The sequence below is a fragment of the Salegentibacter sp. genome, from assembly GCF_041642575.1.
GTDB lineage: Bacteria > Bacteroidota > Bacteroidia > Flavobacteriales > Flavobacteriaceae > Salegentibacter.
The window spans coordinates 31114-47838 of the sequence record NZ_JBEPWD010000010.1 but is presented as its reverse complement, the minus strand read 5'-3'; the positions used below and the strand labels follow the sequence as shown (position 1 = coordinate 47838).

Genomic DNA, 16725 nt, shown 5'->3' with positions numbered 1-16725 from the left:
ACCTGAATTTTTCCAGGTTTTGGTTTAGCGTGATAAACCAGGGCTTCACGCCTTTTTCTAGGGTTGCTACTCATAATTTTTCAATTTGGCTGTAGCTACAAAGTTAGCAAGGTTGCACTAATAATAGCCACAAAAGTTCAGGAAATAAGCCCTGCAGCATCCTCCGGTAAGACGTAAAAATAAATGGCTATAAAATGGCAGAAACTTCCTAATAAAACGAAAATATGAAAAATAGCATGATTAAATTTAATTCTGTCAAGGCTAAAGATTACAGCTCCCAGGGTATATGAAATTCCACCACCCAGTAACCACAAAAGGCCGGGAGTCGCAAGGTTATCGAGTAATGGTTTGACAGCAAAAACAATAATCCATCCCATTACTACATACATGATAGTAGAGAGTGTATTATAGCGTCCGGTGAAAAAGAGTTTCAAAATTATCCCTGTAAACGCAAGGCCCCATACCACCCCAAAGATACTCCAACCGACAACTCCACTTAATGTGACTAAGGCAAATGGCGTATAAGTGCCCGCAATCAGCACATAAATTGAGGCATGATCTACAATATTTAACCGGTATCTCCAGGTAGAATCCTTTGTGGCATGATAGAAAGTGGAAGCTGCATAAAGCAGGATCATACTTGCACCAAAAATACTAAAACTCACCAAGTGCCTGATACCGCCCAACTCGTTCGCTTTTAAAATTAAAAGGACCAGTCCAATTACGCTCAGCGCAAATCCAAATCCGTGAGAAATAATATTGAATTTCTCTTCTGCCGGAGGATAATAATGACAGGTATTATTTTTATTCATTGTAAAAATGGCAAGGCCAAGGCCAGGAAAGATTTCATTAAAAGCGATAACAATATAATCATTTCTGAAAAAAAATCCAACACTAAAGCAGTTAAGGATTTGGGTTATCCAAATCGGATTATTTTAATTAATTGAAGAATTAATCGACTGAAATTCAGCTATTAAATATAAATTACTTAATTTTATTAATCCCAAAAATCATGGATTTTCATCCACTGCCCCTTCTGATGCTGAATTTCAATTAGGCTCACCTCCCGAATATTTTATTAACCAATCAAAAATTTTTAATTATGAAAAATTTATTTTTTATGCTGATTGCCGGGATTGTTTCTCTTTTCATTTTTTCCTGTGATTCTGAAGTCATTGAGGAAGATCGTATTGAGAATGTTAGTGATCTTTCGGCAAAAAACAAGATGGAACCTGCGGTAATTTCTATTAATGAGGAAAATCTTTTCCCTGAAGGAATTGAATACGACCAAAGGGATGATCGTTTCCTGGTTTCCTCAATAACCCGGGGAACAATTGGGCAGGTTAAGGATGGGGTTTATTCTGAATTTATAAAGGATCCCGACCTATTTGCCAGCCTGGGACTGCACATTGATAATTCCACAAAACGCCTCCTTGTGGTCAATTCCAACATTGACGGCACACTTTCTGCTCTTGCGGCTTATGAGCTTAGTTCGGGAGAGAGAATATTTTATGCCGACCTAGATGAGTGGGAAGAAGGACCTCAATTTGCAAATGATGTAACTGTTGATAATAAAGGAATGGCTTATGTTACCGACAGCTATGCAGGGATAATTTACCAGGTGGATAAAGAAGGAAATTCTTCGGTTTTTTATAAAGATGAAGAACTTGCTCCTACTCCAGGAAACATAGGTATAAACGGAATAGATTATGACCCACGCGGATATTTGCTGGTAAGTCACCTGGAAACAAACCGCATCATAAGGATTCCTATAGATAATCCTGAAAAATTTTCAGAAGTAAACATTCCTGTTGATATGTATAGCCCAGATGGAATATATCTGAAAAACCCCAACGAACTGCTTGTAGTAAGCAATGGTGGAGGTGGAGAAAACGCAGTAGTGCATACCTTCAAAACACGTGATAGATGGAAAAGCGCCATCCTGGAGGATGCTTTTTCTACTTCCGCAACTTTTCCCACTACGGTGACCGTCAAAGGAAATACTCCCTATGTTCTTTATTCTTACCTGCATATCCTACTATCAGAAGGTTCACAAGATGAATTTCAAATTGTGAAAGTGGATTAGGATTTTTGAAAAAAATATGAGCTTCGGCCTTAGCGATTTTGTGCGGCCGGGGCTTTTTTTATTAACTTTAGTTTTAGCTAATTTAACCGGCAATGAAAAACAATCTTCAAGCCATCCTGGGTGCAGGAGGTGCAATAGGGAATCACCTGGCCAGGGAGCTCTTGGAATACACAGATAATATAAGGTTGGTGAGCCGGAAACCCGTACAGGTAAATCCAAATGATGAACTTTTCCCCGCAAACCTTCTGAATATCGAGAAAGTTAAAGAGGCTGTTAAAGATTCTACAGTGGTCTATCTTACTGCCGGCTTGCCTTATAATTACAAAGTATGGCGAAAAAATTGGCCTGAAATAGTTAAAAATGTGATCAATGCCTGTGAAGAAACCGGGGCCAAACTGGTTTTTTTCGATAATGTTTATATGTACAGCAAAGAGAGTATTCCCTATATGACCGAAGATGCCCCTATGGCACCAGAAAGTAAAAAAGGACTGGTAAGGGCCGAACTGGCCAGGCTTATTTTAGGTCGGGTGGAAAAAGGAAAACTTACCGCACTTATTGCCCGTTGCGCCGATTATTATGGGCCCAATTCGCAAAACAGCATGATCACTCAAACAGTAATAAAGCCATTAAAAGAAGGAAAAAAAGCGAACTGGCTGGCTTCGGCTGATTATAAACATTCTTTCACCTTTGTTCCAGATGCCGCCAAAGGCACCGCCCTTTTAGGAAACACCGATGATGCTTACAACCAGGTTTGGCATTTACCTACAGCTGAAAACCCGCTTACCGGGAGAGAATGGATAACGGCTATTGCTGCGGAAATGCAGGTGGAACCAAAATTCAGAGAAGTTCCAAAGTTCATGGCTTATTTGCTAGGATTGGTCATTCCGGTGATGAAGGAAATGCCCGAAATGATGTATCAGTATGATCGTGATTACATCTTTAAAAGCACCAAATTCGAAACGCGTTTTGATTTCACACCTACGCCTTATTTGGAAGGGATCAGGAAAAAATTAGCTGCTCCGGAAAACCCGGTGAAGGCCTAACTTTTCAAAAAATCTATATTTCTCTTCAAGCCTGTAAACTTTGTCCTTTTAACAGCAGATTTCCTGAAGATCTCATTAAAGGTTTCTTTGGTGATCTCTTCCCAGTCTTTTTTCTCATTTTCCAATAAATCGGGATGGGGATTAAACAGTGGTTCGTTATGAGGCTTTGAAAACCGGTTCCATGGGCAAACATCCTGGCAGATATCGCAGCCAAACATCCAGTCTTCAAATTGGTTTTTATAGGAAGTGGGTAGTTCGTCTTTCAACTCAATGGTAAAATAAGAAATGCATTTGCTGCCATCCACTTTGTAAGGTTCTACGATGGCATCAGTTGGGCAGGCATCTATGCAGGCCGTACAGCTTCCGCAGTGATCGGTAACCGGCGTATCGTATTCCAGTTCGAGATCTACAATAAGTTCAGCGATAAAATAGAAAGAGCCGGTTTGCTTAGATAAAAGGTTAGAATGTTTCCCCATCCAACCGAGTCCGCTTTTTGCAGCCCAGGCTTTATCCAGAACAGGTGCCGAATCCACAAAGGCGCGCCCTTCTATTTCGCCAATTTCTTTCTGCATATACTGCATCAGGTCTTTAAGCTTATCCTTTATCACAAAATGATAATCCCGGCCGTAAGCATATTTACTGATCTTATAGGAATCCTGATTCTGAATTTGATGAGGGTAATAATTGAGCAGTAAAGAAATAACCGATTTTGAACCTTCAACCAGTTTAGTGGGATCAAGGCGTTTATCGAAATGATTTTCCATATACTTCATTTCGCCGTGCATTCCCTTCTGAAGAAAATTCTCGAGTCGGGGTGCCTCTTCTTCAAGAAATTCGGCTTTTGAAATCCCGCATGAAAGAAAGCCGAGGCGCTTAGCTTCGGCTTTGATTAATTTTGTATATCGCTCCTTTTGATCAATCATGATAATATTACAAAGATGCGATATTTAAAATTTATGACCTATTTCATAGGTTTCTCTACTCTCTCCTGGAAAGCGTTTAATTCTTGTCTTCCTTCATTTTATTCTCAATATCTGTCATTAAGGCCATCATTTCTTCTTCCGGACTAAAATCGATTATCCTGGCATCTTCAATAACCTTAGCCGTGTGACCGGGAGGCATATAAAAGACCTCTCCGGCCGAAATCATTTCAGTAGGACGATTTTTATAATCAGCCTGCAACTTTCCCTTCTCCAGATAACCCCAATGAGGTACCTGGCATAAATCATCCTTTTGCCCTTTTAGAAGTGGTGCAAAATCGGTCCCAGCAGGAGGTTCGTTAATGGCAACGACCATTCCGCCCCATCCTTTAACGAGATTCAACATATCGTCTTTAGGAAAGTCTGATTTGGAGATATGAGTTATTTCGGGAGTTTCGGGTTTAACTTTAGCTTCGGCAAGTGGTGCAAGGTGCTCATGAGTAATCTTCCAGCCGTCATCGGTTTTAATGAATAATAACACCCCTTGTGTTTTAAAGTGATGCGGATCCTCACCAGTCTTAAATTTAAAATCTGAATGAAAGGTAACCGCAGCCACATCTCCACCAAATACAGCAATCTTAAGATCATCCCAGTTCCATTTCTCTACTTCGGTAATCGAGCCTAAAAAGCTCCTTTCGAACTCTTCATTCTCTTTCGAACCTGTCCTTTCTTCCATTGGTTTAAATTCAGTGAATTTAGGACCATAGGCATGCATGGATATCAATTTGTCGATTTCATTATTTCTAATGCTTTGCTCGATCTCATCCAGAGCTTGCTTTACTTCTTTTTTGGCTTCCGGATATTCCTCATTAATTTCATCACCTGACTGAGCATAGGTTGAGAAAAATGCCAGTAAGGAAAACACGATGGTAACAGCTATTTTTTTCATAATAATAAATTTGATTTTTTATATACGCATTATTACTTGAGAATCGATGAGAGAATTTATGTGCCGCAAAGCGAGGTCTAACCAGGTTTTATGTTTTGATTTAAATGAAAGAAATTCTCAGGATCATATTTCGCTTTAATTTTTGCCAAGCGTTCATAATTTCCTTTATATGAACTTTTTATTCTTTCCTGGCCTTCTTCCATCATGAAGTTGACATAGGCGCCACCCATGGCATGTGGCTTTAAATCATCAAAATAATCTTTGCACCATTTAGTAATTTCATCAGCTTTTTCCGGTTCGGGATCTACACCAACAATTACTTGCGCCCAGCGGGCATCTCTATGTGCCCAGGCTGTTTCTTCATTGCCTACATCGTTTACCGCTCCGTCTATAGGATATAAATGAGTGGTTGAACGCATAGTAGGAATCTTTGAGCCGTGCTTAATATTAACTTTAATAGACTCAGGAGTTAATTCTTTGATATAATGTGCTCTCCAATACCACTGCATTCCGGGCGGCATTAAAGTATCAAACATGGTGTTTAAGGCCGGCATTGGAATTTCAGAAACAAAATCCAGGATAGGAGGTACAAACTTGCGTATAGGTTCAAAAACTTCTTCAGCTTTTTCTATTGGCCCGGTATAATTCCACAGGACTCCGCAAACATTTTTATTCCACAATTCTTTTGGAAAGGGTTCTGCAGGCGGAACTATAAGAAAGGCAAAAAAACCATATAAATCGTGAGATGCATCTTTAGTGATTTGATCATAAAATTCCATCGCCTCTGTCGCTTTTTCCAGTGGCCAAAACATAGGGCCGGCATAGACATTTTTAATCTCGAGGAGCTTAAATTTAAATGAAACAACCACCCCGAAATTTCCACCTCCTCCGCGAAGTGCCCAAAAAAGATCAGAATTAGTTTCCGAATTAGCGGTGACCAATTCTCCATTAGCCAATACAACCTTACATTCCAGCAAATTATCGATGGTTAAACCTCCTTTCCGACTTAAATAACCGAGACCGCCACCAAGGGTAATTCCCCCAATGCCGGTAGTGCCAATAATTCCACTGGGAAGGGCAAGGCCAAATTCGTGAGTCGCCGCATCGATCTCTTTTAAAGTATTCCCCGGTCCTATAATGGCGGTATTAGTTTGAGGATCAATGTCAATGTTTTTCATTTCTGAAAGGTCAATTACCAGCCCATCTTCTACCAGAGCCAAACCGGCCCCATTATGCCCGCCACTGCGAATGGAGACTTCCAGATTATTCTTTCTGGCAAAGTTTACCGTATCGATAACATCTTCTTCATCTTTACATTTTACAATAATGGAAGGTTTTTTGTCTATCATAGCATTATAGATAGCCCTGGCTTCATCGTAGTTCTCATCCTCCGGCATAATAACTGTGCCCTTTACAGAGTGTTTTAATTGGGTGGTTTCTTCTCTCATGACTCAAAAAGTATTGGTTAATAACAAAATAGATATTTACTAATTTAACGAGAGGATGGGTTTCATATACGGTATAAATGATTCAAAATCAGTGAATTTTGATTCATTTATACTGAAGTCGAATTTGAAATGCTATATTACTTTGGACGGGGAAATGCCAAATTTTTGAGTGAAACATTTTGAGAAGTAAGAAGGATCATCATAACCTACTTCGTAGGCCACCTGGGAAACGTTGAGATTGTTATTCTTTATAAGGTTAAAAGCAGTTCTTAATTTAAGGTCGCGAATAAACTTCTTGGGTGACCGCCCCGTGATAGATTTTATTTTTCTATACAATTGTGGCCTGCTGAGGCCAATTTCCCTACTTAAGGATTTTACTGATAACTTTTCAGTTGCAAGATTCGATTCTGCATAATCGCAAAAATCCCCGATAAAAATCCGGTGCTTTTCTTCCAAAACTTTAACCTTTTTCTGATCTAAATTTTGAACTTGAAAAGAGCTTATTTTCTTTAGGCAATGAGATAGCAGGATTTGGTTTTCCCCCGCTATCAAGCTTAATCGTTTGGCATAGTCTATAGAATCTTTAAAGAAACTATCAGCCATGGTTACGGGTTGCCCTTCAGTGAGACCTATCTTAAAACTTATTTCCCATTCTTCCTCCTGAAGTCTATTAGTAAAAATCTCCTGAATATTAAGTACACATCTCAGGGACTGATGAGCGTCTGTAAACACAGCGATGATACTATCGTCTGATAAATTTTCTACCAATTCTCCCTGAAACTCTTGTATTATTTTGATTGCTTCATTCCTGGGTTTCTTCGGAAAAACAAATTTTTCGATATCAGAATGGGTAGATAATGAAGTATTCACTACGATATCCAACACCATTATAAATCTAAAACCTGTATCGATTTCCCCATTCTGGGCATAAACAATTCCATTTTGCATCGGAGGGTTTTTCCCCATAAACAAATTAATCAAACCCGGCTCAACTTCAATAATATTACACGCCACATTTCCGTGCGCTTCTTCATGAACTTTAATACAGGCTTCGGGATTAGGTCCTTCGATTAGGCAGAAAATAGACCCTGTTTCCTTATTCACCCAAAATTGATGATATTTCACGCCGTATTTTGCCTGTGTCGCTTTGTCCGTCATATGGGCGGCCTTCACCTCCTCTACGGAAATTCCAGGGAAAATATGGTAATCCATATAAATTGGCATGATTAAAAAATTGAACCCAAAAGATACAAAATATTGATTTACAAATCTATAGGGGATTGCAGGGGTTTTAAAACTCCTTTTTATATGACCGATTTCTAAGACTAAAAAATTCTTCAAATGTTTGGAAAATCCTTTAATAAAGGAGAATTAGGTAGTCAATATTTTTTGACTGAAAATTGGAGAGTTAGCATTAGGATCTTTCCTCGAACCTCAAAATTGCATTTTTTGGCTTCAGGGTAATTAAAGGTGTAATTTCAATTTCCTGCTTATTTGTGCTGATCCTGTACCTGGAAACCAGTTCTGAAATCGCCAAAATCATTTCATACATGGCAAAGTTATTACCAATGCACTTTCGTGGTCCTGCCCCAAAAGGATAGTAGTGGGAGGTATGTTTGGTGCCTTCAGCAAATCGGGAAGGATCAAATTTCTGTGGATTTTCCCAGTAAGCGGCATCACGATGAATTTCATAGATCGAAAACAATAAATTAGAATTTTTGTGGATTCTGAATCCGTTAAATTCATCTTCTTCAAGATTAATGCGGTCTATAAAATAAACCGGCGGATACAGTCGCATAGCTTCTTCTAAAACTTGCTTTGTATAAGTACAGGATGCGATCAATTCCATAAGATCGCTGGTCTTTTCTTTAGCTTCTTTTGTTTCCGAAGCAATTTTTTCCTGAATTTCGGGATGTCTTGCGAGGAGTTCAGCCGTGAAAGTAAGTGCATTCGAAGTGGTTTCGTGCCCTGCGGTAAAAAAGATCAGAATTTCATCGATCAGTTGTTTTTCGCTCATTGCCGTGCCGTCCTCATACCTTGCCTCTAGCAGCATATCCAAGAGGTCTCCTTCACCGGCAGGATTTTCTTTCCTTTCCCGTACTAATTTTCTAAGAATTTCCCGCGCTTCTTCGACTAATTCCATGTGCTTTTTTATACTGCCACTATATTTGAACCACCAGCGTTTAAAGGGCTGCCGGAGCTCTTTAACCAGCATTCGCTGGGCAGCCTCAGTAATATACTGTAGCCTGTTGATCTCCTTTTGGCCAACTGCACTACTAAAAAGCGATTTTACCACCGTTTGAAAAGCAAGATCATTAAAAACCGGAAAAATATCCATGGGCTTTCCCTGCTCAATTTTATCCAGCTCGATCATAATTGCAGAATTTATAGTATCCATTAATCCGGCAATTTGCTTTTTATGAAAAGCGGGTTGAATGAGTTTACGTTGTTTCCGCCAGTGCTCACCTGTGGAAGTCAGTAACCCGTAGCCCAGGTATTTTGCCATATCCCGGGTTTGGATTGGTGATTTTTCAAAGTTTTTATGGTTTTTCTGAAGAGCATATTCGGCAAAGGCTGCATTTCTGGAAAAAACAAGAGGATTTCCAAAACCGACTTTCACCCTAAAAATATCTCCAAGTTTTGCAAAATTTTCAGCATGAAAAGGCAGAGGGTTTTTGAGGATAAGATTGGCTTTCCCCATAAACTTTAGCCACGATACCGCTGGAATTTCCTTTACTTTCATACTTCCCATTTGAAAACCAAGTTAAGAAGAAACCACCTGAAATGGCTTGAATCAAAAAGAAAACACTCCCTTTTTAACTTTTAGAACAATCCGCCCTGGGTATTTCCTTTGGTCCTGCCGAGGTGACGATAGGCTGCTTCGGTTACTTCCCGGCCCCTAGGCGTGCGGTAAATAAATCCCTGCTGAATGAGGAACGGCTCGTAAACTTCTTCGATGGTTTCGGCGCTTTCGCTTACTGCGGTGGCCAAAGTGGTGATGCCAACGGGACCGCCTTTAAATTTATCGATAATGGTTTCCAGGATCTTATTATCCATTTCATCCAAACCGTGAGTATCTACATTAAGTGCCTTAAGACTATATTTAGCGATTTCCATATCGATTTTCCCATTGCCTTTAATCTGGGCAAAATCCCGCACCCTTCTCAATAGCGCGTTCGCAATTCGCGGTGTTCCCCGACTTCTACCGGCAATTTCTATTGCAGCATCAAGACTTATTGGAACTTTTAGGATTTCAGCACTTCGTTGCACTATATCTGAAAGCAGTTCGGTGCTGTAATACTGCAGTCTACTGGAAATACCAAAACGTGCCCGCATAGGCGCTGTAAGCAGCCCTGAACGCGTAGTTGCTCCCACCAGGGTAAACGGATTCAAATTAATTTGAACTGTTCTCGCATTTGGCCCGGTTTCGATCATGATATCAATCCGGTAATCTTCCATAGCCGAATAGAGGTATTCCTCAACTACAGGGCTAAGACGGTGTATTTCATCTATAAAAAGTATGTCTCTTTCGTCAAGGTTTGTAAGTAATCCCGCAAGATCTCCAGGTTTATCCAAAACGGGTCCTGAAGTCACTTTAATTCCGACACTAAGTTCGTTGGCCAGAATATGAGCGAGAGTGGTTTTCCCAAGTCCCGGAGGCCCGTGGAAAAGCGTATGATCTAAAGCTTCGCCCCTTTGATTGGCTGCTTCAACAAAAACCTTTAGGTTGTCCAATACCTGATCCTGGCCGGCAAAATCATCAAATTCCAATGGGCGCAACGCCCTTTCAATATCGAATTCTTCGGGAGAAAAATTTTCTCCGCTGGGATCAAGGTTTTCATTCATAATTCTCAACAGGTCTTTGGACAAAGATAAAGAAAAGGAAGTAAGAAGAATTATGGAAGCACCGGAAAAGAAAAAGCCTTTCCGGAAAAGAAAGGCTCTAACTCTTGATTTTCTTTTGCTTAATTCCCCAATTCAAATATTTCTATTTCTTTGAAAGGAGAGAGCTCGATCTGCTCCATTTTGGAGCGATATTCCGGCCATTCGGTTTCAAAAAACGAGTTTACTTCCTCTAAGGCCTCCTGCAAATCATTCTTGGCATGAGAAATTAAAGTTTTCTCGGTGGAGGTAAGTCCGTCTGGTCGAGTATTAACGTAATATCTAGCCTCATTAATTCTGGATTGCACCGTTGGTTTACGACTTCTTACAATCCCTTGTCGCTCATCCTCTTCTCCAAGAAAAATTGCGATTTTGTTATTTATAGTATCAGCAATGGCTTTGGAAGCATCAATTTCACTTTCAAACTTTTCCTCATCCTCTTTCTTCAACTTCTCCTGAAATTCTTCTGCGATCTTTTTGCTCTGCACCAGTTGCTTTACAGCATCGGCTGCAACCTGAGTCATATTTTCCAGTTCCTTTTCGGTTTCATATAACACTGAAATATCTTCATCTGAAATATTCAACCTCGGATCGGTTTCTACACTTATTTCGCCTTCTGACTCCAGCTCGCCATAATTTATCACTACCCGGTAAGTTCCGGGCTTCACGGTAATTCCACCCGGCTCATCTTTGGATTCCTTAATTTCCCGGGAAGGTGAATCTCCTCCTTTTTCATCCAAAGACCAGGTCATGTTATAAATCCCTGTAGAATCGGGAGCTTCTTTTTTCAAGGTACGAATCAGCCTTTCCCCATCATAAACCTTTAAGCTGATGGTATCCCAAACTGAAGCGGTTTTACTCTTTTCTTCTTCATCATTGTTTTCTTCCTTTGAAGATTTTTCATTCTCCCTTTCTTTAGGATTGATGAAATAGGAAATCTTTGCACCTCTGCCACGGTTTTCACCGCTAAAAACAGCATCAGCAGGAAAACGCATTCCCGATGGTTGCTGGGTAGAGGCAAGGTAGGCAGTAGGTGATGGAAAAACCTCAAGCTTTGACTCTTCTTCCTTCAGATTTGTGAACATAACGTTATTTCTAGCTATTTCCCGAAGAGGTCTTATATCATCAAGTATCCAGAACGACCTTCCGAAGGTGCCAATCACCAGGTCATGTTCCCGTTGATGGATCACCATATCTTTTACGGGCACAGTGGGAAAACCATTAGTCCACTTCTGCCAGTTTACCCCGGCATCTATAGAAACATAAAGGCCATCATCTGTTCCGAGGAATAAAAGATTTTCCTCCTCCGGATCTTCTACGACAGAAAGAGCAAAACTGAGAACATCATCTTTATCAACTATTCTTTCCCAACTCTTTCCGTAGTTACGAGTGCGGTAGACATAAGGCGTATAGTCATCTCTTCTATAATTATTGGCTACTAACAGGGCTTCACCTTTGTTCTTGTTGGAAGCCTGAATTTGTTCTATCCAACTACCTTCAGGTAAGCCTCTCAAATTGCCGGAAACCTCAGTCCAGTTTTCACCACCGTTCTGCGTGTAAAAAACTTTCCCGTCATCAGATCCTGTCCAGATCATATCTTTTTCTACGGAAGATGGTTCAATCACCAAAAGCGTAGTATGGTTTTCTGCTCCAGTAGCATCTATGGTCAAGCCGCCACTCTCCATCTGGTTTTGTTTTTCAGGATCGTTGGTGGTGAGATCTGGGGAGATGACCTCCCAGGTTAATCCTTTGTCGGTTGATTTGTGAACGAACTGACTTCCGAAGTAAAGGGTTTTATTATCAAATGGGTCGATATTAATTGCTGAATCCCAATTGTAACGCAGCTCCACATCAGGATCGGGATGCGTAGGCTTAACGACATAATTACGCCCGGTTTCAGAATCATATCTTCCCACATTCCCCTGCTGACTCATAGACCAGCCATAACGACTATCATCTGGATCGGGAACGACATCAAACCCGTCTCCAAAAGAAATTTCCTGCCAGTAGGAATTCCTAATCCCCTGGGATTTCCATACATATCCGGGACCTTTCCAGCTTCCGTTGTCCTGCATTCCGCCATACACATTATAAGGCGTTTCATTGTCAACCGCCACATGATAAAACTGGCCCACAGGAATATTCTCGGCGAAATGCCAGGTTTTACCACCATCCCGGGTAATGTTTAATCCACCGTCATTACCATCGATCATGAAATCGGGATTTTCAGGGTTAATATACCAGGCGTGGTGATCGGGATGTATGCCATTGTTAGCTCCATAAGCCGGCATTAATTCTTCGAAGCTTTTTCCGCCATCTTCAGATACATTTACAAAAGTAAAGATGCTGTAAACACGGTTTTCATTATTGGGGGCCACATATATTTCAGCATAGTAAAATGGACGGTTTCCAATTTCGCCCATATCATCATTAACTAATTCCCAACTTTCTCCACCATCTTCAGAGCGGTACAAACCATTCTTTTTGGCTTCTATATAAGCATAAACTACCTCAGGTTTTCCCGGAGCTATGGCAAGGCCCATTCGGCCGAGTTCCCCTTCGGGCAAGCCATTATCTTCGGTAATTTCTTTCCAGTTCTCACCACCATCATAAGTAATATACATACCAGAACCAGACCCTCCTGAATTAAAGAACCAGGGTTCCCTTTGATGCTCCCACATGGCAGCGATAAGTTTATTGGGATTTGAAGGATCCATAACAAGCTCAGCTATCCCAGAACTTTCATTGGTATATAAGATCTTCTCCCAGGTTTCTCCGCCATCTGTAGTTTTATATACGCCACGTTCTTCATGCGCTCCCCAGGGAGAACCAATAGCACCCGCATAAACAGTATTAGGATCTGAAGGATCTATAATTACCCTGTGAATATGCCTGGAATCCTTTAATCCCATTCTTTTCCAGGATTTACCGCCGTCAAGGGATTTGTATATTCCGCGGCCGCCATTTAAGCTATTCCTGGGATTTCCTTCGCCGGTACCAACCCAAACCACAGAAGGATTAGATTGCTGAATGGCGACGGCTCCAATAGAAGCGGTTTCTTCCTCGTCAAAAACAGGTTCCCAGTTTACTCCTCCAGATGTCGATTTCCATAAACCACCGGAAGCCGAACCGGCATAAATTATATCAGGGTTGGAGTCTACAGCATCAATGGCGGTTATTCTACCGCTCATTCCGGCTGGACCAATATTGCGCGGCTCCATATTTTTGACCAAAGACATATCGAGTTTTTGGCCGAAAACAAAAAGAGGAAGAATTAAAAAAGCGAGAAGTAGTTTTCTATTCATGTTAATGATTTTCAGGGATTATCTCCAAAAATGCTAAAAGATCATTAAACAAACAAGCAGTCTACCTTAAAAATGAAATATAATGAGGCATATGAAAAGAAAAACCTCCGGAAGTTATCCAGAGGTTTTTATAAGAACTTTAAAAGTTATTTGTTTCTAATGGTTTAGTTCTTCTTCATTTTTCTGAAGCGGAACATCCTGCGGAACAAAGTCTTGTCCTTTGATCACGTATTCGCCATCCTCGTTAGTTTTACTGTAATCGTAAGGCCAGCGGTACACTGATGGGATTTCACCCGGCCAGTTTCCGTGGATGTGTTCTACCGGAGTAGTCCATTCCAGGGTAGTGGCATTCCAGGGGTTTTGAGTTGCTTTTCTTCCATAGAAAATTGAGGAGAAAAAGTTCCATAGAAATACCACCTGAACGGCTGTGGTAATCAGTGCGAAAATAGTTATAATCACATTCACATCGGCAAGATCATCAAAATACGGGAACGCGGTGTTGGTATAGTAACGCCTTGGCAATCCGGCCAGTCCTATAAAGTGCATCGGGAAGAAAACACCGTAGGCACCCACTGCGGTAATCCAGAAGTGAACGTAACCCATATTTTTATTCATCATACGGCCATACATCTTAGGGAACCAGTGGTAAACCCCGGCAAGAAGTCCGTAGATGGCAGAAATACCCATTACCAGGTGGAAGTGGGCAATTACAAAATAAGTATCGTGCACGTTGATATCAAGCGTAGAATCCCCAAGAATAATACCTGTTAACCCTCCTGTAATAAAGGTAGAAACAAATCCGATAGAGAACAGCATTGCAGGGTTCATCTGTAAATTACCTTTCCATAAGGTAGTGATCCAGTTAAAGGCCTTTACTGCTGATGGAATTGCAATCAGTAAGGTTGTAAAAGTAAATACCGAACCAAGGAACGGGTTCATACCTGAAACAAACATATGGTGACCCCATACAATTGTAGAAAGGAATGCAATCGCGAGTATGGAAGCAACCATCGCACGGTAACCAAAAATAGGTTTACGGGCATTAGTAGCCAAAACTTCGGAAACAATACCCATTGCAGGTAGAATTACAATATAAACTTCCGGGTGACCAAGGAACCAGAAAAGGTGCTCGAATAATACCGGAGAACCGCCCTGATGGCTCAATACTTCTCCTGAAATATAAATATCACTAAGGAAGAATGAAGTTCCAAAACTACGATCCATAATAAGCAACAAAGCTGCTGATAATAGAACCGGGAAAGAAACCACACCAATAATAGCAGTCACGAAAAAGGCCCAAATAGTAAGTGGAAGCCTTGTCATAGACATTCCTTTAGTTCTCAGGTTTAAAACAGTCACAATATAATTAAGAGACCCTAACAAGGAGGAAGCAATGAAAATAGCCATAGAAATAAGCCAAAGCGTCATCCCAAGCCCTGAACCTCCAATCGCCTGCGGCAAAGCACTAAGCGGCGGATATATCGTCCAACCTGCAGAAGCCGGACCAGATTCAATAAACAAGGAGCTAAGCATGATCACACAAGAGATGAAAAATAGCCAATATGAAAGCATATTCAAAAATCCTGAGGCCATATCACGGGCTCCAATTTGCAACGGAATAAGCAGGTTACTAAAAGTACCACTTAAGCCGGCTGTTAAGACAAAGAATACCATGATAGTTCCGTGAATGGTAACTAAAGCAAGGTAAATAGAAGGGGTCATTACTCCGTCCGGCGCCCACTTTCCTAAAAGAGTTTCGAAAATAGCGAAAGACTCTTCTGGCCAGGCCAGTTGCAAACGGAATAATACCGACATCATAATACCTACGATCCCCATTAAGATACCGGTGATCAGGTACTGCTTGGAGATCATCTTATGGTCAGTACTAAATATGTATTTAGTAATAAAGGTTTGTTTATGATGATGTCCGTGATCGTCGTGGTGATCGTGAGCCGGTGATGTTGCTATTGCTGACATATCTTAAAGTATATTCTTTTTAAAGTTGTTTCTAATTATCCATAAATTCCCCGAAAGTAGACTGCTCGCTTAACCAGGCATTGTACTCTTCTTCCGTTTCAACTACAATCTTCATCTGCATATTGTAGTGGGCGTCTCCACAAATCTTGTTACAGGCAATAAAATAGTCGAATTCATAAGGATCAAGAGGAGCTTCCCCTTCAGCACTTAAAATTTCACTATTATCCTTTCTAATTTCATTAATGGTTTGAACTTTATCCACCATATACTCGCTTTCTCTCATTTCGGCCGTGGTAATGCTGGGTGTAAAACCGAACTGGGTAACCATACCCGGAACTACGTTCATTTGAGCACGAAAATGAGGGAAATAAGCAGAATGCAATACATCCTGAGATCTGAATTTAAATAATACAGGTTTGTCTACAGGAAGGTGTAATTCTGTAGTGATCTTATCATCCTGTGCATAAGGGTCACTTTCATCTACCCCAACATTGTTTCTTCCCTCAATAAATCTAACATTCGCGTCTCCAAGAGTATTATCTTCACCTGCATAGCGCGCCTGCCAGCTAAATTGCTTAGCATAGATCTCAATTACAATCGGATCACTATCCTCATCGATATTCATAATATCTGACCAGGTAAACAATCCATAGATAATTAATCCAGCAAGAGTAATAACAGGAATTATGGTCCAAATAAACTCCAGTTTATCGTTATCGGCAAAAAATAAGGCTTTTCTACCTTTTCTACCCTGATATTTATAGGCAAACCAGTGCAATAAAGCCTGAGTTAACACCTGCACAATCATTATAATAGCGATAGAGATAAACATAAGGGTATCTACCTGGCTACCATGTTCTGATGCTGCTTCGGGAAGATAAAGTTTACTCCATTTCCAGAAACTGTAGGCCATCCCAACATATATAAAGATCATGAACCAAAGCATATACTTTGCCTGTTGCCTGTTATCGTTATCGTTGGCAATTTGAGTTGAATCTGCTCCCGGTCCTTTGGACAGTTCAAATATCTTGGATAACTGCCATCCGGTTACAGCCAGAAGGGCTAGTACAATTATTACTAAGAATACGGTCATTTTTTAAATTCTTCTTTAAACA

General features: G+C 40.6%; 12 protein-coding genes. 2 read left to right on the top strand and 10 right to left on the bottom strand.

Annotated features, from left to right (window positions below; genetic code table 11):
• Positions 1-137: 137 nt before the first annotated feature.
• On the bottom strand, positions 138-812 hold the full coding sequence (locus ACESK1_RS03525; RefSeq protein WP_372917987.1) for a hemolysin III family protein: 675 nt from the start codon (positions 810-812) through the stop codon (positions 138-140).
• 290 nt (positions 813-1102) lie between these two features.
• Here ACESK1_RS03525 and ACESK1_RS03520 point away from each other — a divergent pair, with 290 nt between their 5' ends.
• Both ACESK1_RS03520 and ACESK1_RS03515 read left to right on the top strand, forming a co-directional pair.
• A complete protein-coding gene (locus tag ACESK1_RS03520) occupies positions 1103-2086 on the top strand; it encodes a hypothetical protein (protein WP_372917985.1) in 984 nt (327 codons plus the stop codon).
• A 92-nt stretch (positions 2087-2178) separates the two neighbouring features.
• Complete coding sequence (locus tag ACESK1_RS03515; protein ID WP_372917983.1) at positions 2179-3129, top strand: NAD-dependent epimerase/dehydratase family protein; 951 nt, start codon at positions 2179-2181, stop codon at positions 3127-3129.
• On the opposite strand, the gene queG is transcribed toward ACESK1_RS03515, so the two are convergent.
• From queG to ACESK1_RS03470, 9 genes are all read right to left on the bottom strand, one after another.
• On the bottom strand, positions 3126-4052 hold the full coding sequence (gene queG / locus ACESK1_RS03510) for a tRNA epoxyqueuosine(34) reductase QueG (protein WP_372917981.1): 927 nt from the start codon (positions 4050-4052) through the stop codon (positions 3126-3128). The two genes, ACESK1_RS03515 and queG, sit on opposite strands and share 4 nt — an antisense overlap.
• A 76-nt stretch (positions 4053-4128) precedes the next feature.
• On the bottom strand, positions 4129-4998 hold the full coding sequence (locus ACESK1_RS03505) for a nuclear transport factor 2 family protein (RefSeq protein WP_372917979.1): 870 nt from the start codon (positions 4996-4998) through the stop codon (positions 4129-4131).
• A 77-nt stretch (positions 4999-5075) separates the two neighbouring features.
• The gene (locus ACESK1_RS03500; protein ID WP_372917977.1) at positions 5076-6446 is read right to left on the bottom strand and encodes an FAD-binding oxidoreductase; all 1371 of its coding nucleotides are present in this window, start codon (positions 6444-6446) and stop codon (positions 5076-5078) included.
• 132 nt (positions 6447-6578) lie between these two features.
• Entirely contained in the window at positions 6579-7670 is a 1092-nt protein-coding gene (locus ACESK1_RS03495) for a nickel-binding protein (protein ID WP_372917975.1), read from the bottom strand.
• 190 nt (positions 7671-7860) lie between these two features.
• The gene (locus ACESK1_RS03490; protein ID WP_372917973.1) at positions 7861-9189 is read right to left on the bottom strand and encodes a cytochrome P450; all 1329 of its coding nucleotides are present in this window, start codon (positions 9187-9189) and stop codon (positions 7861-7863) included.
• Between the two features lie 80 nt (positions 9190-9269).
• Positions 9270-10292 (bottom strand): Holliday junction branch migration DNA helicase RuvB, encoded by a 1023-nt coding sequence (gene ruvB, locus ACESK1_RS03485; RefSeq protein WP_372917971.1) that lies wholly within the window; start codon positions 10290-10292, stop codon positions 9270-9272.
• A 119-nt stretch (positions 10293-10411) separates the two neighbouring features.
• Positions 10412-13633, bottom strand: a complete 3222-nt coding sequence (locus ACESK1_RS03480) for a hypothetical protein (RefSeq protein ID WP_372917969.1) — start codon at positions 13631-13633, stop codon at positions 10412-10414.
• 156 nt (positions 13634-13789) lie between these two features.
• Positions 13790-15610 carry a cbb3-type cytochrome c oxidase subunit I gene (locus tag ACESK1_RS03475; protein WP_372917967.1) on the bottom strand — a complete coding sequence of 607 codons (1821 nt, stop codon included), beginning with the start codon at positions 15608-15610 and terminating at the stop codon, positions 13790-13792.
• Between the two features lie 31 nt (positions 15611-15641).
• On the bottom strand, positions 15642-16703 hold the full coding sequence (locus tag ACESK1_RS03470) for a cytochrome c oxidase subunit II (protein WP_372917965.1): 1062 nt from the start codon (positions 16701-16703) through the stop codon (positions 15642-15644).
• Between the last annotated feature and the right edge of the window lie 22 nt (positions 16704-16725).